25 protein-coding genes and 1 pseudogene are annotated in these 20,994 nt (G+C 68.9%); 12 read left to right on the forward strand and 14 right to left on the reverse strand.

The features are described from left to right. The first annotated feature begins 77 nt into the window (after positions 1-77). Positions 78-1,112: a cation diffusion facilitator family transporter gene (locus tag AB0B64_RS10865; protein ID WP_358176450.1), complete on the forward strand. Its 1,035-nt coding sequence runs from the start codon at positions 78-80 to the stop codon at positions 1,110-1,112. Between the two features lie 70 nt (positions 1,113-1,182). Here the strand turns inward: AB0B64_RS10865 and AB0B64_RS10870 are convergent, their stop codons facing one another. The 6 genes from AB0B64_RS10870 to AB0B64_RS10895 form a co-directional block, all read right to left on the reverse strand. Then, positions 1,183-1,602 (reverse strand): hypothetical protein, encoded by a 420-nt coding sequence (locus tag AB0B64_RS10870; protein ID WP_358176453.1) that lies wholly within the window; start codon positions 1,600-1,602, stop codon positions 1,183-1,185. A 110-nt stretch (positions 1,603-1,712) separates the two neighbouring features. Beyond that, positions 1,713-2,327, reverse strand: a complete 615-nt coding sequence (locus AB0B64_RS10875; protein ID WP_357938581.1) for a vitamin K epoxide reductase family protein — start codon at positions 2,325-2,327, stop codon at positions 1,713-1,715. Continuing rightward, entirely contained in the window at positions 2,324-3,001 is a 678-nt protein-coding gene (locus tag AB0B64_RS10880; RefSeq protein ID WP_358176456.1) for a DsbA family protein, read from the reverse strand. Before AB0B64_RS10880 ends, AB0B64_RS10875 begins: the two co-directional genes overlap by 4 nt. After that, positions 2,998-3,174 (reverse strand): hypothetical protein, encoded by a 177-nt coding sequence (locus AB0B64_RS10885; RefSeq protein WP_358176459.1) that lies wholly within the window; start codon positions 3,172-3,174, stop codon positions 2,998-3,000. Before AB0B64_RS10885 ends, AB0B64_RS10880 begins: the two co-directional genes overlap by 4 nt. An 83-nt stretch (positions 3,175-3,257) precedes the next feature. Continuing rightward, positions 3,258-4,190, reverse strand: a complete 933-nt coding sequence (locus AB0B64_RS10890) for a M56 family metallopeptidase (RefSeq protein ID WP_358176462.1) — start codon at positions 4,188-4,190, stop codon at positions 3,258-3,260. Then, on the reverse strand, positions 4,187-4,549 hold the full coding sequence (locus tag AB0B64_RS10895; RefSeq protein WP_358176464.1) for a BlaI/MecI/CopY family transcriptional regulator: 363 nt from the start codon (positions 4,547-4,549) through the stop codon (positions 4,187-4,189). Before AB0B64_RS10895 ends, AB0B64_RS10890 begins: the two co-directional genes overlap by 4 nt. A gap of 162 nt (positions 4,550-4,711) precedes the next feature. Between AB0B64_RS10895 and AB0B64_RS10900 the strand changes: the two genes are divergently transcribed. The 3 genes from AB0B64_RS10900 to AB0B64_RS10910 all read left to right on the forward strand — a co-directional run bounded on the left by AB0B64_RS10900 (position 4,712) and on the right by AB0B64_RS10910 (position 7,735). Next, positions 4,712-5,092 (forward strand): metalloregulator ArsR/SmtB family transcription factor, encoded by a 381-nt coding sequence (locus AB0B64_RS10900; protein WP_357938571.1) that lies wholly within the window; start codon positions 4,712-4,714, stop codon positions 5,090-5,092. Beyond that, positions 5,092-5,991 carry a cation diffusion facilitator family transporter gene (locus AB0B64_RS10905; RefSeq protein WP_357938569.1) on the forward strand — a complete coding sequence of 300 codons (900 nt, stop codon included), beginning with the start codon at positions 5,092-5,094 and terminating at the stop codon, positions 5,989-5,991. Before AB0B64_RS10900 ends, AB0B64_RS10905 begins: the two co-directional genes overlap by 1 nt. A 199-nt stretch (positions 5,992-6,190) precedes the next feature. Continuing rightward, positions 6,191-7,735 (forward strand): CARDB domain-containing protein, encoded by a 1,545-nt coding sequence (locus tag AB0B64_RS10910; protein WP_358176467.1) that lies wholly within the window; start codon positions 6,191-6,193, stop codon positions 7,733-7,735. A 245-nt stretch (positions 7,736-7,980) separates the two neighbouring features. Here AB0B64_RS10910 and AB0B64_RS10915 read toward each other — a convergent pair. Continuing rightward, positions 7,981-8,331: pseudogene (locus AB0B64_RS10915) on the reverse strand (permease); the annotation flags it as partial. A 289-nt stretch (positions 8,332-8,620) separates the two neighbouring features. Between AB0B64_RS10915 and AB0B64_RS10920 the strand changes: the two are divergent. From AB0B64_RS10920 to AB0B64_RS10930, 3 genes are all read left to right on the forward strand, one after another. After that, the gene (locus AB0B64_RS10920) at positions 8,621-9,109 is read left to right on the forward strand and encodes a hypothetical protein (RefSeq protein ID WP_357938566.1); all 489 of its coding nucleotides are present in this window, start codon (positions 8,621-8,623) and stop codon (positions 9,107-9,109) included. 118 nt (positions 9,110-9,227) lie between these two features. Beyond that, positions 9,228-9,800 carry a helix-turn-helix domain-containing protein gene (locus AB0B64_RS10925; RefSeq protein WP_358176470.1) on the forward strand — a complete coding sequence of 191 codons (573 nt, stop codon included), beginning with the start codon at positions 9,228-9,230 and terminating at the stop codon, positions 9,798-9,800. A 57-nt stretch (positions 9,801-9,857) separates the two neighbouring features. Beyond that, on the forward strand, positions 9,858-10,880 hold the full coding sequence (locus AB0B64_RS10930; RefSeq protein ID WP_357938562.1) for a hypothetical protein: 1,023 nt from the start codon (positions 9,858-9,860) through the stop codon (positions 10,878-10,880). Positions 10,881-10,938: 58 nt separating this feature from the next. On the opposite strand, the gene AB0B64_RS10935 is transcribed toward AB0B64_RS10930, so the two are convergent. Both AB0B64_RS10935 and AB0B64_RS10940 read right to left on the reverse strand, forming a co-directional pair. Continuing rightward, positions 10,939-11,307, reverse strand: a complete 369-nt coding sequence (locus AB0B64_RS10935) for a YbaB/EbfC family nucleoid-associated protein (protein ID WP_358176473.1) — start codon at positions 11,305-11,307, stop codon at positions 10,939-10,941. A 19-nt stretch (positions 11,308-11,326) separates the two neighbouring features. After that, positions 11,327-11,716, reverse strand: coding sequence for a YbaB/EbfC family nucleoid-associated protein (locus AB0B64_RS10940; RefSeq protein WP_357938558.1), 390 nt, complete (start codon positions 11,714-11,716; stop codon positions 11,327-11,329). A gap of 239 nt (positions 11,717-11,955) precedes the next feature. Here AB0B64_RS10940 and AB0B64_RS10945 point away from each other — a divergent pair, with 239 nt between their 5' ends. Genes AB0B64_RS10945 through AB0B64_RS10955 form a run of 3 tightly spaced genes read left to right on the forward strand, consistent with a single transcriptional unit; the run spans position 11,956 to position 14,027 of the window. Then, positions 11,956-12,267: a hypothetical protein gene (locus tag AB0B64_RS10945; protein WP_357938556.1), complete on the forward strand. Its 312-nt coding sequence runs from the start codon at positions 11,956-11,958 to the stop codon at positions 12,265-12,267. Beyond that, a complete protein-coding gene (locus AB0B64_RS10950) occupies positions 12,264-13,343 on the forward strand; it encodes a hypothetical protein (RefSeq protein WP_357938554.1) in 1,080 nt (359 codons plus the stop codon). The genes AB0B64_RS10945 and AB0B64_RS10950 overlap by 4 nt, the downstream gene beginning before the upstream one ends. Before the next feature lie 3 nt (positions 13,344-13,346). Then, on the forward strand, positions 13,347-14,027 hold the full coding sequence (locus AB0B64_RS10955) for a hypothetical protein (protein ID WP_357938552.1): 681 nt from the start codon (positions 13,347-13,349) through the stop codon (positions 14,025-14,027). Positions 14,028-14,108: 81 nt separating this feature from the next. Here AB0B64_RS10955 and AB0B64_RS10960 read toward each other — a convergent pair whose 3' ends face one another. Continuing rightward, positions 14,109-15,536 (reverse strand): MFS transporter, encoded by a 1,428-nt coding sequence (locus AB0B64_RS10960; RefSeq protein WP_357938550.1) that lies wholly within the window; start codon positions 15,534-15,536, stop codon positions 14,109-14,111. A 109-nt stretch (positions 15,537-15,645) separates the two neighbouring features. Further along, positions 15,646-16,242, reverse strand: coding sequence for a TetR/AcrR family transcriptional regulator (locus AB0B64_RS10965; RefSeq protein WP_357938548.1), 597 nt, complete (start codon positions 16,240-16,242; stop codon positions 15,646-15,648). 45 nt (positions 16,243-16,287) lie between these two features. Here AB0B64_RS10965 and AB0B64_RS10970 point away from each other — a divergent pair, with 45 nt between their 5' ends. Further along, positions 16,288-16,521: a hypothetical protein gene (locus AB0B64_RS10970; RefSeq protein ID WP_358176475.1), complete on the forward strand. Its 234-nt coding sequence runs from the start codon at positions 16,288-16,290 to the stop codon at positions 16,519-16,521. 60 nt (positions 16,522-16,581) lie between these two features. Here the strand turns inward: AB0B64_RS10970 and AB0B64_RS10975 are convergent, their stop codons facing one another. Then, on the reverse strand, positions 16,582-17,160 hold the full coding sequence (locus tag AB0B64_RS10975) for a TetR/AcrR family transcriptional regulator (RefSeq protein ID WP_357938544.1): 579 nt from the start codon (positions 17,158-17,160) through the stop codon (positions 16,582-16,584). Positions 17,161-17,272: 112 nt separating this feature from the next. On the opposite strand from AB0B64_RS10975, the gene AB0B64_RS10980 reads away from it, so the two are divergent. Further along, entirely contained in the window at positions 17,273-17,755 is a 483-nt protein-coding gene (locus AB0B64_RS10980) for a DUF4396 domain-containing protein (protein ID WP_357938542.1), read from the forward strand. Positions 17,756-17,795: 40 nt separating this feature from the next. Here the strand turns inward: AB0B64_RS10980 and AB0B64_RS10985 are convergent, their stop codons facing one another. Next, complete coding sequence (locus AB0B64_RS10985; RefSeq protein ID WP_358176478.1) at positions 17,796-20,006, reverse strand: heavy metal translocating P-type ATPase; 2,211 nt, start codon at positions 20,004-20,006, stop codon at positions 17,796-17,798. 16 nt (positions 20,007-20,022) lie between these two features. After that, positions 20,023-20,949 carry a hypothetical protein gene (locus AB0B64_RS10990; protein ID WP_358176481.1) on the reverse strand — a complete coding sequence of 309 codons (927 nt, stop codon included), beginning with the start codon at positions 20,947-20,949 and terminating at the stop codon, positions 20,023-20,025. Between the last annotated feature and the right edge of the window lie 45 nt (positions 20,950-20,994).

Genomic DNA, 20,994 nt, shown 5'->3' on the forward strand with positions numbered 1-20,994 from the left:
CTGGCATCGCAATCATGTGCATATATGAACACTTGGGCAGATGTCGATGTGACGACGTTCTACAAGGAGCTCAGCGCATGTCTGATCAACACACGCACGACCGAACCCACGGCCATGGGCATGGGCATGGGCATGGGGTCAGCGCGCAAGCGGACCGGCGCTATCTGAGCGGTGCGCTCGCCCTGATCGTCGGTTTCATGGCCGTCGAGGTGGTGATCGGCCTGATCGCCGGCTCCCTGGCGCTGATCTCCGATGCCGGTCACATGCTCACCGACGCGATGGCGCTCATGTTCGCGCTGATCGCGATGCGGATCGCGGCCCGCCCGCCCCGCGGCGGCTTCACCTACGGCCTCAAGCGCGCCGAGATCGTCTCCGCCCAGGTCAACGGCATCACCCTGCTGCTGCTCGCGGCCTACTTCACCTTCGAGGGCATCCGCCGCCTGATCGAGCCGGGCCAGGTCGAGGGCCTGTTCGTGGTGGTCACCGGGCTGGCCGGCATCGCCGTCAACGTAGCAGCCACCTGGCTGCTGTCCAAGGCCAATCGCTCCAGCCTCAATGTCGAGGGCGCCTTCCAGCACATCCTCAACGACCTGTACGCCTTCATCGCCACCACCCTCGCCGGGCTCGTCGTCTGGCTGACCGGCTGGACCCGCGCCGACGCCATCGCCGCCCTGGTGGTCGCCGTCCTGATGCTCAAGGCCGGCTGGGGGCTGGTCCGCGACTCAGGACGGGTGTTCATGGAGGCCGCACCGCCCGAACTCGACCCGGCCGAGGTCGGCCGCCAGATCGTCGCCCTGGACGCCGTGGTCGAGGTGCACGATCTGCACATCTGGGAGGTCACCTCCGGATACCTCTCCCTGTCGGCCCACGTGCTGGTGACCCCGGGAGCCGACTGTCACGCCGCCCGCATGGCCGTCGAGGGCTACCTCAATGACGAGCACGGCATCGAGCACACGACCCTGCAGATCGACCACGCCACCTCCGACACCCACGCCTTCGACGACGGAGCCCTGCGCCGCCTCGTCCAGCACTGCGCCGACCCGCACGGCCCCACCCACCACAGGCTGAGGCCCGGACCAGTGGCGAACGCGGACGGCCACGCCGGCCACTGAAGTACCGGGCACGGCCGGGCGGCGACGCGATCCCGGCCGTGCCCGACAGCCGCCTGGCCGGAAAGGGAGATCACGTGCCGGAAGCGCGGCTGGAGCCGCTGCCGTCACTGCTCTGGAGCTCGCCGCCCAGTTTCTTGCGCAAGGTCTCCAGGACGGGAGGCGGGGCTGTGACGACCCACTGGCGTCCGACGAGATGGGTGCCTTTGTACATCAGCGCATAATCCAGCCAGTCTTTCCGCCCCTTTTCCGTCGTGAAGCTGGTGACCGCGTAGTTTCCGTCGGCCGTCTTGCAGATCCCCTGGCGAAGCTCGGCGGCCTTGGTCCGCATCTCGGGCTTGCAGCCGAGCTTCGCGGCGAGGTCCTCGGCGCTCAGCACCGCATTCTGGTAGAGAGGGTTCGCCGCAACCTTGGGCTGGTCGTTAGAACCGCACCCGGCGACGAGAACGAGCGCGGCCAGAGTGGTGATAGCGCATTTCAACGGAGCAGACATGGCGTAGCCTCCCAAACTGCGATCGATGGGAGATACGTCAAGGGACGGGCGCCAGTTCGGCGCCTGAGCAACTTTTTCTACAAGCTATAGAAGTTCAGGCGTGCGCCCTGTCAAAGGCTGCCTGCCCACTGTGTCCAGTACGTCCAGAACCGCTGGAGAATGAGCCCAGCGATGACGAGCCCCCAAGCCATCACCACGACCGTGTGATAGCGCGCGGCCACCGCCGCGAGGTTGCGTACGGCGGAGGGGAGCCGGATCCGGCCCGCCTCGACGTTGGCCAGGCTCACGTACCAGAAGACGACGACTGTGGCCACCCAGACGAGCATGCAGTACGGACACAGCGCGCCGATCCGGTACAGCGATTGGAAGATCAGCCAGTGCACGAAGACGACGCCCGCTCCGGAGCCGAGGTGCAGGCCGTGCCAGAACCACGCGCGAAAGCGGGCACCGGCCAGGAGAGCCATGCCGACGGCGAGCACCAAGGGGAAGGCGGCGATGCCGATCAACGGGTTGGGGAAGCCGAAGACCGAGGCCTGCTCGGTTCTCATCACCGAGCCGCAGCTGATGATCGGATTGATGCTGCAGGCAGGGACATGGTCGGCGTTCGCCGCCAGTTTGAGCCGCTCGACGATGAGCAGGAACGCCGCGCCGAATCCCAGTACCCCGCCCAGGACGAGAACGTACGGCAGCGAGCGCGTGACGATCGAGCCGGGGACCGCCGTCATGACGTCAGAGCCGCGTCGATCTTGGCCTTGAGGTTGTCGTAGCTGGGCTCGACATCCAGCAGCGCGCCGTTGAAGAAGATCGTCGGCGTGCCCTGCACGCCGAGCGCGAGTCCGTCACCCTGGTCCTTCTTCACCCGTTCTGCGGTCTTCGCGGCATCGAGGTCGCGCTTGAAGACAGTCATGTCGAGGCCGGCCTGTTTCGCCAGATCGAGGAAGAAGGCCTCCTTCGATGCGCTTGCCTCACCCCACTGCGCCTGGGTTTGGAACAGCTTGGCGTACATCACCTCGAGCTTGCCCTGCTGGGCCGCGGCCTCGGCGACGCGTGCCGCCAGTTCGCCATTGCGGTGGCCGGGCATCGGGAAGTAGCGGACGACCAGGTTGATCCGCCCGGCGTACTCGGCACGGATGCGTTCCATGTGCGGAAAGACCGCGCCGCAGGCCTCGCACTCGAAGTCGAGGAACTCGACCAGCGTGACCTTGCCGTCGGGGGCCGTTGCGAGCCGGTGGCTGTCTTCTCGTACCAGGAACCGCTCCGGGACGGTATCCGTACCGGATGCGGACGCCGGCGCGTTGGCGGGCTCGGGGCCGAACATCGCGACCGCTCCCACGATCAGCGCCACGATCAAAGCCGTGACCGCGCCCATGCCGAGGGTTACCTTCAGGTTCGTCGTCATCTTCCGCTCTTCGGGACGGTGGGGGTTTCCGCGGCGCCGCGGGCCGCGAGCATGCCCGCTCCGGTCAGCGAGAGGCCGATCATGATGGCCCGGCGCCGCAGCTCCTCTCTCCGTTGGCGGGCCCGCAACACGGAGAGCCGCTCCTTGATCGAGCCCTGCGGCTTCTCGCCCATCCGACCTCCTCCGACCGCTAGCTTCTACGCCTTGTAGAACTTCTACCGTACGTCGAATATAGAGGTCATAAGGCGAGACGCGGTCAGAGCGTGATGCACACCAGCGGCGCGACCAGCACGGCCACCGGGCCACTGAGCAGGAGGCCGGCGGTCGAGTACGCCGCTGCGGGCACCCAGCGAGGCTGCGCGCGTTCGCCGAGCAGTCGGTTCAGGCGCTCGACGACTCCCGCGTCGGCCAGGGAGAGCGCGGCGAGACCCGGGCCGGATTCGGCGGTCGCCATGCGGACAAGAGCGCGCGCCAGAGGCAGCGCGCCGTGCGCCCGGCACGCGTGATCGTCGGCGATCATCTCCACCAGCACCGCGACCGCGTGCCGCGCCGTCCGGGCGGAGGCCAGCCATGGGAACGCGTGCGCCAGCGCGACGAAAGGCAGCAGCGCCAGGTCGTGGTGGCCCCGGGCGTGGGCCCGCTCATGCCCGAGAACGGCCTGCAACTCCTTCGGAGCCAGCAGCTCCAGAGTGCCCCGGCTCAGCACGATCCGCCGGTCTCTGCCCGGTACGCAGTAGGCGACATGTTCGGAGACAGGCAGCACATAGACGTCATGCGCCGGTGAATGATCAGCGACCACGTCGACCAGCAGGCGCTGCCGGCGTCGCTCCCGGATCGTCTTGGTGGCGACGCGCACCGTGTGGATGACGAGCCAGCCCATCAGGCCCGCCGACCAGGCCAGGGCCAGCAGATGCACCGGCCCGAGCCCGTCAAGGCCATGCCCGCTGACGATCTGGCTCACCAGGGTGTGCGCTCCGTGCGGAAACACCGCGGCCAGCGGCGCGACGGCGCCCACCAATCCGAGACCGACCGCGCTCAGACCGGCGGCCAGCCCGATCGCCTGCCACAGCGCCAGCGCCGCGCGGGGGCAGCGGTGCGTCCACGCCGCCCCGGCCAGCCTGCGCGCGGCCCGGTCGCCGAGCGCCACCGGTAGCAGCGCGATCCCGGCCATGACCAGCCAGGCGATCATCGCGCCGATCCGCCCCGCTCGCCCAGGGCCGCGCGCAAGGCGGCGGCCACCTCCGGCGTCACCGTTCCGACGAAGCGTTGCACGGCTGCCGCGACGTCGCCGGCCTCGTTCAGGGCGGCGCGCATGGCCTCGGCGACGAAGGCGTCCTTGTCCGCGGTGGCCCTGTACAGGTGTGCTCGTCCGATGCGCTCGCGGGAGACCATGCCCTTGTTCGAGAGCCGCATCAAGACGGTCAACACCGTCGTGGTGGCGGGCCGGGACGGCAGCTCCGCGGCGAGGCCGTGGGCGAACATGCCCTCGGGATGCTCCCACAGGGCTTCCATGACCGATCGCTCCAGGTTGCCGAGCTGCACCGTCACCCCTCCTGCCCGCGTTCTACTCAAAGTAGAAGACTACCGGCACTGCCCTTAACGGCCGCGCTGTGCGACATATGCCGGCAAAGACCGCGCGCTTGACATGCCGTCCAGGCGACGCTCTATCTTGCTCATATGAATGCTTCTTCAGATGAGGGTGTGTTGGCGATGGACGGTTGTGCCGCCAAAGTGGTCGACGCCGATCGCGTAGCCGCGGTCTGCGAGCGGATGCCGGCCGCCGAGGATCTCACCGACACCGCCGACATCTTCGGGCTGCTGTCGGACCCGAACCGGCTGCGGCTCCTGGTCGCCTTGCTGGACGGCGAACTGTGCGTGTGCGACCTGGCCGCCGTGACCGGCCAGAGCGAGTCCGCCGTCTCCCACGCCCTGCGACTGCTGCGCGCCCACCGCATCGTCGCCGCGCGCCGCTCCGGCCGGATGGCCTACTACCGTCTGGAAGACCCGCACGTACGCATGCTGCTCGACCTGGCGCTCGCCCACACCGAGCACACCGACGCCATCCATCCCGAACGTGGCGGGAACACTTGATGGGCGTGGGACACGGGCACGGGCACGCGGGCGGCCGCCATCGCTGGCGGCTGGCGGTCTCCTTCGCGCTGATCGGCGCGTACTTCGTGGTCGAGCTCGCCTTCGGGCTGATCTCGGGCTCGCTGGCGCTGATGTCGGACGCCGGGCACATGGCGGCCGACGTCGTCACCCTCGGCGCGGCCCTGGTCGCCACCAGGATCGCCACCCGCCCCGACACCACCGGCCGCCGCAGCTACGGCTCCTACCGGGCCGAGGTGTTCGCCTCCCTGCTGGCTGTGATCATGATGCTGGGCGTCGCCCTGTACGTGGTCGCCGAAGCCATCGGCCGCATCGGCGGACCCGCCGAAGTCTCCACCGGTCCGATGCTCGTCGTGGGCGCGATCGGACTTGCGGTGAACCTGATCGCACTGCTCCTGTTGCGCTCCGGAGCAAGTGAGAGTCTCAACGTCAAGGGCGCCTACCTGGAGGTCGTCGCCGACACCGCCGGCTCGGTCGGCGTCATCATCGCGGGCTGGCTCGTCGCGACGACCGGCCAGGCGTTCTGGGACACCGTCGTCGCCCTGGCCATCGGCGTCTTCGTGGCCGTACGCGCTGTCTCGCTCGGCCGTCAGGTCTTCGCCGTCCTCGGTCAGCACGTCCCCGAAGGTCTCGACGCCGCCGCCGTGGCGGCCGACCTGGCCGCCATTCGCGGCGTACGCGATATCCACGACCTGCACCTGTGGACCCTCACCTCCGGTATGAACGTCGCCACCGCCCATCTCGTCACCGTGGACCAGGAGAACAACCACGCCGTCCTGGACCAGGCCCGCGACCTGCTACGACAGCGCCACGGCGTCGCCCATGCCACTCTGCAGGTCGAACCCGTGGACCACACCGGCTGCGACGACCTGGGCTGGTGACCCGCCCAGCCTCTCTTGGCGCACGGGGGCGATGCCGAGGGTCGTATACGCGCTGAACAAGATCACCCCAACTGTTGGTGCGACCGTACGTGTCGCGTGCCGCCGCGTGCCCTCGTCGGGTGAGGCTACCGTCCGGCGCCGGTGCCGTTTTCCGGTCCGGTGGATGAAGGCAGTGCTCTGCGACGAGAGGAACATCACGATGAGGCGCATCCGAGGGATGTGTTACCCGGTCGCCGCCCTCGCGGCGGCGGCCCTTCCGCTGACGCTGTTCGGCGCGGTCCCGGCTGAGGCCGCACCTGCCGTCACCGCCCCGGCGGTTTCGCGGGTCGCGCCGGATCCCGCCTCATGCCCCGACCAGGTGTCGCTGGTCAACGGCGGTTTCGAGCAGCCGGTCGTCAGCCGCGGGACGTGGGCCTCGTTCCCCGATGCCTCGCAGACCGGCGTGCCGAACCATGTGCCCGGCTGGCTCACCACCGCCACCGACCACATGATCGAGCTGTGGGCCAGCCCGCCGAACCCGGCCAACACCCCGCCCAAGGAGGGCAGACAACTCGCCGAGCTGAACGCCAACCAGGTCTCGACGCTGTACCAGGACCACGCGACCACCCCGGGGGCGAAGCTGTACTGGCGGCTGTCCCACCGCGGCCGGCTGGGGGTCGACTCGATGGCCTTGGACATCGGCGCTCCGGCGTCCCCGGTGCAACAGAGGGTCATGTCGGACGGCACCGGGAGCTGGGGCACCTACTCCGGCATCTACATCGTGCCCGCGGGCCAGACGACCACCAGGTTCGCCTTCCGTTCCGTCTCGGCGGCCGGAGGGAACGCCACCTTCGGCAACCTGCTCGACGACATCTCCTTCGCCACCGCGCCGTGCGTCGTCGTCAGCAAATCCGCGAGCCCGCAGGGGCCGGTCGACGTCGGTGATGTGATCACCTACCGGCTCACCGCGGTGAACAGGGGCGGCGCCCCGGCGGAGAACGTGCGCCTCACCGACACCGTCCCGGCGGGGACCACTTACGTGCCCGGCTCGCTCCAGGTGGTCGACGGCCCGGGCAGCGGGGACAAGACCGATCAGGCGGGCGACGACCAGGGCGAGTTCAACGCCGCGGCCGGCAAGGTCTCCTTCACCCTGGGCAACGGCGCCACCGCCGCGGCCGGCGGCTCGCTGCCCAACGCCTCGAGCCTGCCCGGCGGCACCACCGTGCAGTTCAAGGTCAAGGTCGGCCGGGACGCCGCGGGCGGAGAGGTGACCAACCAGGGGACGGTCGGCTACGAGAACCGGCTCGGTCCGGAGCCGGAGCTGCTGACCTCTACCAGCGGCGACGCCGTTACCAAGGTCAACCCGGCCGTGGACCTGAGCGTGGTCAAGTCCGCCGATTCGACCAAGGTGACCGTGGGCCAGACCGTCACCTACCGCGTCACCGTACGCAACGCCGGCCCGAACGACGCGACGGGGGTCACGGTCAAGGACATGCTGCCGTCCAACCTCACCTTCGTGTCCGCCATGGCCTCCAACGGGACGTACGCGCCGGCCAGCGGGATGTGGACGGTCGGCACGCTGGCCAGTGGCGCCTCGGCCACATTGACCATCCACGCCAAGGCCACAGCGATCGGAGAGACGACCAACGCGGCCACCGCCGACGGCAAGGAACTGGATCTCGATCCCGCCAACGACTCCGACAGCGTCAAGGTCTGCGTCGACCCTGAACCCTTCTGCCCGTACTGCGTCAAGGCGAAGAGCTAGCGACAGGACGCCGGCCGACGCATCCGACCGGAAAGCGTCCCTGCCACCGATCGCCTCGTGGCAGGGACGCGGTCGCCCAGGCCGGGCATCGGTGACTCTGGCGTTCCCGAGGTCGCTCCTGCGGGGCCGCCGGTTCATTCGTACGGCTCGGCCGGTTGGTCGATCTTCGTGACGTCGGTGGCGGTCATGGCGGGGATCACGTACCCGTTGGGGATCTTGCCCTTCCACGGGATCCAGCTGCCGGTGACCGGCACCCCCGCCACAGTCGTCAGCCAGGGCTTGGGCACCAGCACGTTCAGCGTCGCAGCGGCCAGCGCGCCAACGACCAGGAAGCCGCCGGCGTGCAACAGATCGTGGCACATCGCGTCCACGAACGCGCTCCACCGGCCCTGCCCCGGCGAGCTCGTACGGCGAGGCGTCCGCAACCACTCCCCGCGCCCGAACCGCGCCCACATCCAGCCCACCAGCACCGCCACCGCCAGCGAGGCGCCGAACCGGGCCAGCACCATCTCAGGATCGCCGGGAAAGGCCACCGCGGTCGCCACCATCACCACCGGGTTGATGGCGGGTGAGGCCAGCAGGAACCGCCCCGCCACCAACAGCCCGACCAAGACGATGAACGCCCACGGAAGCGGAGAGTCCGCCGACTGTCCACGCCCCTAGGTATCGGGCGGAAGCTCGTCCTCCTGGCCCGGCCAGTTCGTTGCGGTTGGCTGCGTCATGGATCATTCCGACCGGTATCTAGGCAAGTCTGCCGCAGCACAGTAACTGCTTGCGCGACGTTTGTCGCTGAAGCGCCGGATGAGGCTGAGGAGCCGGCCGCCCCAAGCCATGAAGGAACGGCGTGGAACGCCTAAAGGGCAAGACTGCCTTTCAGGGGGATCCATGCGCATCTCAAGACCGCGTCTCTTCACCGTCGCCGCGATCGTCTCACTCACCGCCATGCTCGGCATCCCGACCCCGGCCTCCGCCGACGCCGCCACCGACTCCAGGATTCTGTCGCTCACGTCGAGCTCGCTCTTCGCGCGAGGGGCGTTCGGCAGCCCGTGGAAGGTCGGGGACTGCCATCTGGAGTTTCCCAGTTACGTCTATATCGAGAGCGGCACTACTCGCGTGCACGTGCACGCCGTGAGCGACACCGACTTCACCAAGCACGCCGACGTCTGGCACAGCCAGCTCGTCTTCATGGACGCCCAGCAGCGCGTGGTGGCCAGCGTGGGCAGCACGGGCTCGAGCCCTCTGGACTCGCCCGACATGGTGCCCGCCGAAGGCGACGAGGGACCGAGCATCGTCTACGAATGGGACCACGTCGTGGTGGTGCCGAACGGCATCCCGTCCAGGGCTGTGTTCGTCAGATGGCTCTCAGCCTGCTGAGCACCTCGCACTTTGAGTTGTTCTTCGTGCGTTGCACAACCGGGACTTCACCCATTGCCATGCCCGGCACCAATCTCCTACGCTACTCCGTAATAATGGAATAACGTAGGAGAGCCCGATGAGCGAGGACAGACTCGCCGCACTCGAACGCCGGATCGCCCACCTGGAGAGTCGGCTCGACACCGCCGACCCACCGCGACGCTCGCCGGAGTCGCCGTCACTCAGCGCGGCGGCCACCGGCATGCTTCGCCAGGCGAAGAAAGAGGACAAGCTCGGGACAGTGGGCTACATCGGAGCCTCACGGCTGGCCGCCGGCGAGACTCTCTGGGACAGGCAGCTCTCCCTCGCCGATCTGCTGTCGGCCGATTGGGCGCCGGTGGCCCACATCCTGGAGACCCTTGGCAGTCAGCCGCGGCTGGCGCTGCTCGCGGCGCTCCTACGACAGGGGCGGCGGACCAGCACCGACCTCCAAGACTCCCTTGCCGGAGACGGTGAGCAGACCACCAGTGGCCAGCTCTATCACCACCTCCGCGCGCTGCAGAGCGCCAGGCTGATCACGCAACGACGGCGCGGCGAGTACGAGCTGGCGCCTCAGGCCATGCCTCAGGTCGTCAGCATCCTCGCCGCCGCGTTCGACCTGGCCAACGACCCCCCGCTCTTCCCACCTATCGATCTCCCCAGCATGGAATGACCCGGGTTGGCCTGACGGTCGCGGGGTGCTCTCAGCGTCGATCGTTACCCTGCGCTCATGTCGTTCATCTATCGATCATCCGGCGCGATCGCGCTCGCTGCCGCCACCGCACTGGCCACCACCACGACCTCGATCGCGCAGGCGCAAGCGGCGCCCACGGCCGCGGCCGACCGGGTCCTGCGCGTCTACAACAACAACATCGAGAACCTGGTGCGAAACAACGCCGACGGCTCCTGCACCCGGATCTCCGGGCCGGATCACCTCACGTCGATGCTGGTCGACGACAACGGCAAGACGGGCACCTCCGGCGTGCAGGCTCCCGATCTCCTGATCGTGCAGCAGGTACGCGGCACCGGACAGGCCACGGCCTACGCCGACCAGCTCTCGGCCAAGTTCGGATATCCGGCGGGCACCTACAAGGCGATCGTGGCCTGGGACGACCCCGAGGCGTGGGGCTCCACGCACAAGTGCGCTCAGCAGGCGCTGGGCGACCTGAAGAAGAAGCAGACCAACGGCATCGTCTACAACACCAGAACGCTGAGCCTGGCGGCGGGCGACATTTCCGCGTATTGGAGTGCGGGCTGGTTAAAGCCCGGGACATCGTACGGCGGCGGAGCCGGGTGCACGCTGTACAAGCCGCCGAGCAACGACGACGGCAGCACCAACGCCTACAAATGGAAGCGTACGAGCGCCATCGCGGCGAAGTTCACGATCAAGGAAACGGGCACCACGGTTTTCGCCGCGACCATGCACCTCCCGGAACAGAACGGAGCGAACGCCTGCGCGGGCGCCGGCGACACGGGCATCGCCAACTCCGGTATCCACGTCGGCGCGGACGCCACCAGCTTGATGAACGCCTCGACGATCCGGGTGATCGGGATCGACGCGAATCGTACGAACATCGCCTCCACGACGCTCAGCGGCTTCGGCATGACCGGCTATGGGGCAAAGGTGACGTCCGGCTCCAGGAAGATCGACTATCTGTTCGTCAAGGGCGCTGTGCAGCCGTCGAGCATCGATCACACGGTGAGCAGCACGAAGTCGAACCATATGGCGCTGTACGGATTCATCACCTACTGAACCGGCCGCCAGTGGCCTGACCCCGCTCGGGTCGAGGTCACGCCGCCGGCGTCGTAGGTCAGCGCCAGTCGCCGATGACGCGCCGGAGGTCGGCGGCGGCCCGCTCCAGGTCGTACCCGGGAAGGGTGTCGCGCAGGAGGGCGTCGGCCTGGCGTTGGGCGTCGGCGCCCGCCAGGTCGAGGGTCGCCATGACCTCCTCTGCCAGGTCCTCGCTGCCCATGCGCAGAGCGCGGGGGCCGAAGGAGACGTTCAGCACGCGGCCTTCGGGGTTCACGGATGCCTCGACGTGGCCCGACCGGCTCTTGGCCGTGCCGACGATCTTGTCGAGGTCCTCCTGGGCCGCCTCCAGGGCGGTCAGCATCCGCGCGCCCTCGCGGGCAGGCCCGTCCACGTCCCGGACGCCGAAGTCGTTCTCCGGAAAGTACACGCTGCGCCTCCTGGATGAGCTAGATGAGATCGCGGATGGCCTGCTCGCCCCGTGCGCGGACGAAGGTCGCGTCGAGCGGTTCCGGCAAGGCGTCGGCTCGTCTCGACGCCTTGTCCACGACCTCCTGCGCCTGCCGTGCGGCGTCGTTCTGGGCCGCCTGGAGCACCTCGGTCACCTCGCGGCCGAGCTCCCGCTCGTTCTTTCGCAGCGCCCGCGGGTTGATGCTCAGCCGTGTCACCCGGCCCTGGCCGTCAGCGGTGGCCCACACCAGACCGTCGGCGCTCTCCGCCTGACCCTCGAGCCGTCCGATGGCCGTCTGCGCGGCGTACAGGCCACGAATGACCTCCCGGCAACGGTCCACGTACTCGGCCAGGAACGCCGCGTCCTGCTCTGGGGTGGGTACAGACACGTCGACTCCGTGCGGGTTCGGTGAAGGGGGCCCGCCGCAATGGCGCAAAGCGCGGGCACTCGGTTATCGCTTTCCTAACTGGTCGTGACCGACGTCGGAGAATGTTAGGAGATCGCTCTTCCGTTTTTCTTCCGCTCTTCTTCCGTACCGATGGACGATGAAAACTGTCGGCGCCGCATTTGCCGGTCCATCGCAGGAAGCTGCGTATTTGGCGAAATGTCGAGGTATGGTCATCCGGCATGACGGGATTGGAGATCAGCCTGGGGGCTGTGGGACAGGATGCCTCTCGGCTCAGAACCCACGCAGAAGAGCACAATTCGGCGCTCAACCCTCTCGTGCAGCGGGGGGACGGCGTCTCGTCCTGGGGGGACGACGGCATGTTCGGCATGTTCGCCGGCATTTACGCCGATGCCCGCGAGACCTCGATGGCCGCGCTCACCGCCCTGTCCACGGCGCTCGGCGAAACCGGCGACGGGCTCCACCGCGTGGTCAGGAACAACTCCGAAGCCGAGGCCGCGAACGCGCGGAACGCCGGTGACATATGGCGGTGATGCTCGACCCGGCCGCCGCCGGGATGATGCAGATGATCGGCCACTGGCCGAACATCAACGAAGACGAGATGCGGGCCGAGGCCAACGCCATGCGCGGCACCGCCGCGACCGCGCTCACATCGGCGACACAGGCGGAGACGGCGGTCCGCGGCGCCCAGCAGAACTACCACGGCGGCTCCGCCGAAGCCATGCAGACCCAGTGGAACAGGCTCGGCGTCAACGGCGGATCCCTCGGGCAGGCCAGTCAGGCCTTATCCGTGGCGCCCGCGGCCCTGGACGGCGCCGCCTCCGTGGTGTCGGCGGTGAAGGTCGTCTCGGGCATGCAGGCGGCGGCCACGGCGGTCACCGTGGCGAAGCTGCTGGCGGTCGGGGGCGTGACCGGAGTCTCGTTGGCCTTGGTACGGATGAGACTGGCCCGGGCCCAGCTCAGGAGAGCCCAGGCCGAGGGCATGGAGATCACGGGCAAGCGAGTAGGGGAGGTGGTCATCAGGAGGCTGAAGGAGCCGATGCGCCGCATCCTGGACGATCTCCCGCGCCGCGGCGGCGGGCCCGGCGGGCGCATGGCCTTGGCCGGCCCGCGCGGCGGAGTGCCCCTGCGGCCCGCCGGCATGAGGGCGTCGTCCGGCCCCCGCTCGGCCGAGAACGGCATCGCCCGGATGTCTCCCCGCAACAACAATCGAGGGAACGGGGGCAACCGAGGTAGAGGCCGCGGCTTTCTCGGCAGAGGAAGAAGCAACAAGAGCTACCGCGTGGAGAGAGACGGAAGAATCCATGAGGAGACCCCGACCAGTGCCAGGGGCATGACAGAGGCGGAGGCGAGGAAGGCCCTGTCCGAGATGAAGAGAAGCCTCAAGGTCAGAAAGCAAGAAGAGGAGGTCAAGGGTTATGAGGTCGGGCACGCGCAGCGAATCGAAAGGGAAGAAAAAAATCTCAAGCAATTTGAGGAGAGCATCCAACGGCGGGAGTTCCACCAGGATTCCGGGAGCGGACCCAGCGCCGGGGGGAGCCCGGATGCCAGCGAGTTCGAGAGAACTATGGGCCGGAAGCCGTACTGGAACGGCGAATACTGGGAGTAGTCGATGCAGACGCAAACAGGCGACGATCTGATCGAGCGTATTCGTACGCATCCGGCCGACGACGAGATCATGGGCGAGGCCGCCAATGACCTGCTGAGCGAGCTGTACGCGGGATACCCCGTCGAGAACCTCGCAAGGCTCCTTCGCAGCGGCGAAGAGGTGGTCGTCGGCGTGGCCTCCTGGCTGCTCTCCGAGCTGGCCGAGCTCGCGGCCCCGATGATGGACGAGCTCCCGGCCCTGCTGTCCAGCCCGGTCCGCAACACCCGGTACAACGCGATCACCGTCGCGCTGGCGAACGCCGACGGGCGGCACGGGCCCATCCTCGCGCAGGTCATCAACCTGAGCCTCGACCCCGATCGCGCCATCCGCTGGAAGATCCTCGAGTTCCTGACCGAGGCCTCGATCGAGCAGCTTGAGGCAGGGGCGTCATGTCTGCCCCCGGGCCAGCTCAAGGAGCTGGTGGAGTGGCTGATCCTCCAGGACGAGGAGGAGTCTGACCGGACCGGCATCGTCATCCGGATGGAAGAAGGCGACCCGCTGACCCGGCTGTTCGCCGGGGCGGCCGCCGCGAGCCTGTCCCACAAGGAGGACACGTACCTCCTGGCGCACGCGGCCATGGCCAGGGATGAGGCGATCCGCTCGTTCGCCCAGACTCGGCTGGAGCGGCTCCGCGAGGACGATTAGCGCCCCTCGGGGTTCATCACGCCCGCGAGCTGGGTGCCGGCCTCGACGGCCTGGCCGCCCGGCCCACGCGCGTCGTACCCGTCAGTGGCCGTGTCCGTGCCCATGGCCGACGAACGCCGCCGCGGGCTTGCCCGGTGGCACCAGCCACAGCGTGACGGCTGCCGCGACACCCGCGGCGACGGCGCACAGGGTGAGCCCGGAGACGAAGCCGCCGATGCCCGCCGCCGAGCCGGGTACGAGGCTGGACGCGGCGACCGTGGAGATGACGGCCACGCCGATCGAGCCGCCGAGTTCGTGGAAGGTGTTGATGACGCCGGAGGCGACACCGTTCTCGCCGGGCGGGATGTTCGCCATGGTCGTGGTGGTGGCCGTCACGAACGCCGGCCCGATCCCCAGGGCGGCCAGCACGAAGCCGGGCAGCAACGTGGTGTACGCGCTCGCATCGGGCGAGATGCGGGTCATCAGCGCCGCCCCGGCCGCTGTCACCACGAAGGACGCCACCGCCACCGGCCGGCCGCCGATCCGGCCGATGAGATGGCCGCCGAGCTGCGCGCCGATCGTGATCGCGATGGCCACGGGCAGGAACAGCAGCCCGGTCTCCAGCGCGCTGAACCGCAGCACGTTCTGGAGGTAGAGCGAGCTGAGGAAGAACAACCCCAGCATCAGCCCGGTGGCCATCAGCATGACGAACGTCCCCGAGATCACCGGCCGTCTGGCCAGGGTCTCGGCGCGCATGAGCGGTGCGCGTACCGACCGCTCGACGACCACGAACAGCGCGTACAGCAGCACGGCCCCCACCAGCGGCAGCACCGTGCCCGCCGCGCCCCAGCCGGCGTCGCCCGCCGTCACCAGCCCGTAGATCAGCAGGGCCGTCGCCAGCGTGACGACCAGGGCGCCGGGTACGTCGACCCGTTCGCTCCGGCCGGGCGTGGGCGGTACGACGGCGGGCACGGTGGCGAGCACCACCAGCCCGATCGGGACGTTGACGATGAACACCCAGGTCCAGCCCGGCCCGGCGGTCAGCACGCCGCCGAGCAGCACGCCCAGGGCCGCCCCCGTACCACCGATGGCCGCCCAGACGCCGAGCGCCCGGCCGCGTCGTTCGCCCTGGTAGGTGGTGGTGATAACGGCCAGGGCCGCCGGGGAGAGCAGCGCCGCTCCGACCCCCTGGAACGCGCGCCCGGCGATGAGCATCGCGCCGCTCCCGGCCAGCCCGCACGCCAGCGAGGCCGCCGTGAACAGTCCCAGCCCCATCACGAGCGTGCGACGGGCGCCCCACGCGTCGGCGAGCCGCCCGCCGAGCACCATGAGGCCGCCGAAGCAGAGCGTGTACGTGGTCACCACCCAGGTCAGCGACTCACGGTCGAGCGCGAGGTCCGTACCGATGGTGGGCAGCGCCACCTGCACCACCGTGATGTCGACGATCAACATGAACTGGGCCAGGCACAGCAGCACGAGCAGGCCCCACCCGCTCGTGCGTGTCTGGGCGGAAGGCATGCCATGACTCATCCGAAGTCTCCTTAACTCGAACACCGATGTTCAAGTTAGCAGCCGTGAACCATACACGGGTAGGGTTCATTCGGGATGAGCTTCTGGGGGGAGCCCGCGGAGGCCGTGGTCAGGCCGGCTTGGAGAGCAGCGCCAGCATCGTCTTGATCAGCACCGGCTCGACCTCCTCGGCCGCCAGCCGTCCGGTCTCACGCTCCTGCGCCGCGCTGTGGATGATCGAGAAGAACGTCGTCACCAGCCAGGCCAGCGGCAGGTCCGTACGGAAGTCGCCCGCACGCTGACCGCGCGCGATGAGCCGCTCCACCCGCTGCAGCGGCCGGTCATGGTGCTTCCTGATCTGTTCCGTGGCCAGCGTCCGGTCGGCGGCCAGGAACAGGCGGCGGTGCCGGTCGAGGATCTCCCAGGACGACCGCAGAAGCTTGGCCATGGCCTCGGGCGCGGGTGCCGTGTCGATCGAATCGTCCGCCAGCACCGCCTCCGCCACGCCGACCGCGTGGTCGAGCACCGCGTCCACCAGCGCCTCCCGCGACGGGAAGTGGCCGTAAAGGGTGACTCTGCCCACCCCGGCGGCCTTGGCGATGTCGGCCACGCTGGCCGTGGGGTCGGCGCTGAGCAGCCGGGTCCCCGCTTGGAGGATCGCGGCGATGTTGCGCTCGGCGTCCGCACGCCGGGCGGGTACCGGCTGCCGTGCCGCGGTCTTCACCATACGACCAGCCTACGACCCGCCGTTCCGCGCTCCTCACGGTTCGGCTTGCCCACCGGCCCCGGCCACGGCCCGCACGCAGGCGGCGAAAGGCCCAAGAGCGTCAAAGCAGACTGGTCCGAGACGGACGGCACCATCAACCTCGACTGGGCGATCCCGCAGTGGGCGGGACTGGGTTCGGACGCCGTCCTGGGGATCATCCTGGTGATGGCCCTGGCGAAAGCCGTCCTGATCACCGGCCATCTCCGGCGCCGCCGCCGGTCCTCCGCGGGCTCTCACTGAGTCCCGCTGAAGCCCGCCGGAGCCGGCCGAGGCCCGCTGAACGCAGGTAGGGAGATCAGCTCAGCGCGGTCGCAGCCCGGCCAGGGTAAGGGAGACGAGGCGCTTGACCGCGGCCTCCGAGGGCAGGTCGACGGCCGCCTGCAGCGCGTGCGTGCAGAAGGCGGCGAGCTCGTCCGCCGCCACGTCCTCACGTACGTCACCGGCCCGCGCGGCATCCGTCAGCGCGTCGCGCAGCATGTCATGCAGCCGCCGCTGGGCGCGGCCGGCGTCCTCGGACCGGTGCAGGAGCATGACGAGATCAGGGCTGAAGCCATGCCGCGCCATCCGCCGATGCATCAGGGCGTACGTCTCCAGCATGGCTTCGAGCCGCACCCGGGCGTCGCTCTCGCGCTCCACCGCCTGGGCGAGGTGCTCCAGATGCCCGGCGACCATACGGCCGTGCCAGGCCAGCAGGATGGTCTGGACGTCGGGAAAGTACTTGTAGAGCGTCGCGCGGCCGATACCGGTTTTCTCGGCGATCTGCGACATCGTCACCGCCAGGAGCCCACGCTCCCGCACCAGCTCGACAGTGGCGTCCAGGATCGCGTCATGCACGGTACGGCGGTGCGTCTCGATCGTCTCGTTCCACAGCTTCGGCACCCGGCCAGTTTACGAATCGGCGAGCTGGATACACGCCGCCGTACGCGACAAATGCGACGAGATACCCCCTGTGAGTATGCTCACGGCTTGACGCCAGCTAAGGAGCAGCATCATGGACCACAGCGATCAACCGGCCACCGGCCACCACGCCCCTCCCACGGCCACGTGGACGGTGGCTGCGCAGGCGACCCTGCACTGCCTGACCGGATGCGCCATCGGCGAGGTGCTGGGCATGGTCATCGGCACCGCCGCCGGCCTGTCCAACTTCACCACCGTGGTGCTGTCGGTGGTGTTGGCCTTCGTGTTCGGCTACGGGCTGACCATGCGTGGCGTGCTGCGGGCCGGACTCGGCTTTCGCGACGCGTTGAAGGTGGCGCTGGCCGCGGACACCGTCTCCATCGCGGTGATGGAGATCATGGACAACGCGGTGGTCGTGGTCGTGCCCGGTGCCATGGACGCGGGTCTGACCAGCTGGCTGTTCTGGGCGTCGCTGGCCGGGTCGTTGGTCGTGGCCTTCGTGGTGACGACGCCGGTGAACAAGTGGCTGATCTCCCGGGGCAAGGGCCATGCGGTGGTGCACCAGTATCACCACTGAGTGGCCGAAGGCGATGAGCGCCTTCGGCCACGCGAATGGATTACTTGAAGCGGCGCAGGCGCAGGCTGTTGCTCACTACGAACACGCTGGAGAACGCCATCGCGGCCCCCGCGATCATCGGGTTGAGCAGGCCGAGCGCGGCCAGTGGCAGGGCGGCCACGTTGTAGGCGAAGGCCCAGAACAGGTTGCCCTTGATGGTCGACAGCGTGCGGCGGGACAGGCGCAGCGCGTCGGCCGCCACCCGCAGATCGCCCCTGACCAGGGTCAGGTCGGAGGCCTCGATGGCGGCGTCGGTGCCGGTGCCCATCGCCAGGCCCAGGTCGGCCTGGGCGAGGGCGGCGGCGTCGTTGACCCCGTCACCCACCATGGCCACGACCTTGCCCTCGGCCTGCAGCTTCTTGACGGCGTCGACCTTGTCGGCGGGCAGCACCTCGGCTATCACGTCGTCGATGCCCACCTCGGCCGCCACCGTACGGGCCACGGCCTCGTTGTCGCCGGTCAGCAGCACCGGTGTCAGGCCGAGTGCCCGCAGGTCGGCGATGGCCTGCTTGCTGGTCGGCTTGACCACGTCGGCCACCACCAGCACGGCGCGGGCCTGGCCGTCCCAGCCGACCGCGACCGCGGTGCGGCCCTTGGCCTGCTCGTCGGCGAGCTCGCGTTCCAGGTCGACGGGCAGGTGCTGGGACCACTCCGCCAGCAGCCGGGGACGGCCGACCAGCACCGCGTGGCCGTCGACGATGCCCTGTACGCCGAGCCCTTCGACGTTGGCGAAGTCCTCCACCGTGGCGTCGGATCGGGCCTCGCGGGCGATGGCCTGGGCGATCGGGTGCTCGGAGGCGTGCTCCAGCGCGCCCGCCAGCCTGAGGACCTCTTCGCGGTTCTCCCCCTCGGCGAGGTGGACGGCGACCAGGGTCATCTTGCCCTCGGTGACCGTGCCGGTCTTGTCCAGCACGATCGTGTCGACCTTGCGGGTCGACTCCAGCACTTCCGGGCCCTTGATCAGGATGCCCAGCTGTGCGCCCCGCCCGGTGCCGACCAGCAGCGCGGTCGGCGTGGCCAGGCCCAGCGCGCAGGGGCAGGCGATGATCAGTACGGCGACCGCCGCGGTGAACGCCGCCGCCGCGCCGTTGCCCGTGCCGAGCCAGTATCCGAGCGTCCCGACCGCCAACGCGATCACGATCGGTACGAAGATCCCGGAGATGCGGTCGGCCAGCCGCTGCACCTGCGCCTTGCCGGTCTGCGCCTCCTCGACCAGCCTGGCCATCTGCGCCAGCTGGGTGTCCGCGCCCACTCGAGTGGCCTTGACGATCAGGCGGCCGCCCGCGTTCACCGTCGCACCGGTGACCGCGTCGCCGGGCTTCACCTCGACGGGCACGGATTCGCCGGTCAGCATCGAGGCGTCCACGGCGGAGCTGCCCTCGGTGATCACGCCGTCCGTGGCGATCTTCTCGCCCGGCCGTACGACGAAGGTGTCACCGACCTGCAGTTGCTCGGTGGGTATGCGGCGGCCGTCGGCCAGTTCGACCTCTTTGGCGCCCAGTTCCAGCAGCGCCTTCAGTGCCGCGCCGGCGCGGCGTTTGGCGCGGGCCTCGAAGTAGCGACCGGCCAGGATGAACGCGGTCACCGCCGCCGCCGTCTCGAGGTAGATGTTGCCCGAACCGTCGGAGCGCTCAATGGTGAACGTGAAAGGATGCGTCATGCCGGGCGTGCCCGCGGTGCCGAAGAACAGGGCCCACAGCGACCATCCGAGCGCGGCCAGCGTGCCCAGCGAGATCAGCGTGTCCATGGTCGCGGCGCCGTGCCGGAGGTTGGTCCAGGCGGCCTTGTGGAAGGGCCAGCCCGCGTACACCACCACCGGCGCGGCCAGCACCAGCGACAGCCACTGCCAGTTGGTGAACTGCAGCGCCGGGACCATCGCCATCGCCACCACCGGCACGCTCAGCACCAACGAGGTGCGCAGGCGCTGACGCAGCGGCCGCAGCTCGTCCTCCGGCTCCTCCTGCCGCTGCGCCTCCGTCTTGGGCGGGGCGGGCAGCGCAGCCGTGTAGCCGACCTTCTCCACCTCAGTGATCAACTGCTGCGGATCAATGCCCTCGGGGAAGGTGACCTTCGCCTTCTCCGTCGCGTAGTTGACGGTCGCGGTCACGCCTTCGAGCTTGTTCAGCTTGCGTTCGATGCGGTTGGCGCAGGATGCGCACGTCATGCCGCCGATGGTGAGTTCGACAGCTCTGCCTTCAGTGAGGGAAGACATCACTCCCCCTTTCTACTCAGTGCGTGTGGTCGCCGTGGGACGGGCTGACGCTCGGCTCCGCCGCGGGCTTGGGCTGTCCGGCCCCTGCTCGGGCGGTGAAATCGGCGGTGCGTACCTTGCCGGCGTGCTGGAAGTCCAGGAACAGCCGGTAGTCGCCGCCGCTGGGCACTTCGGCGTAGAAGGTGATCTCGGGCCCGGCCTTGTCGCTTTCCTCTGGATGTACGTGCAGATAGGCCAAATCCCCCGCCCGCAGCGCCACCAGGTGGCCGTACGCCCCCAGGTATGGCTGCAGATCCGTCACCGGCTTGCCGTCCTTGCTCACGCTCAGCGTGAGCTTGCTCGCCTGGCCGGGAACCAGGTCACCCGTGAGGGTAACCGTGTAACCGTCCACCTCCGCCGTACGGCTGACCGCAGGCAGTGCCCGCGGCGCGTAGTCGCCCGCGACCGGCACATCCGTACCAAGGGTCAGACCGCTCCCACCCGCGGGAGCGAAGTCGGCGAAGGCCCGGTAGGTGCCAGGAGCGTCCAGCGTCAGCTTCACCGACCACACCCCGTCGCCGGCCTGTTCGGGGTGCAGGTGCTGGAACGTCGCCAGGTCACGCGAGACCACGATGAAATGGAGCTTCTTGTCGTGCTGAACCTGATAGTCGGTCACCGGCTTGCCATCGGGCCCTGTCACAGTGAACCGGAAATCGGTGGGCTCGCCGGTCTTGACGGTGGTCAACGGATTGAGGGTGTAGCCGTTCTGGGACACCTGCAGCCCCCCGGGGGTATCGTCCTGCGGTTTTGCGCCGACCTGAGTGGGAGTGGTGTGGGCGCTCCCATGGCTCGGGGGCGCCGGTGCGGGGGTGCCTTCCCCGACCGCGTTTCCGACGCCCAGGGCGCCGCCGAAGACGACGGCCAGCCCCACAGCGTAGGCACCTAGTTTGCTCGCGGTGTTCATGTCATACCGCCTCCTCGGCCGTCAGGATCGCTTTCGACTCCTTCA

The organism is Nonomuraea sp. NPDC049129, assembly GCF_040648495.1.
Classification (GTDB): domain Bacteria; phylum Actinomycetota; class Actinomycetes; order Streptosporangiales; family Streptosporangiaceae; genus Nonomuraea.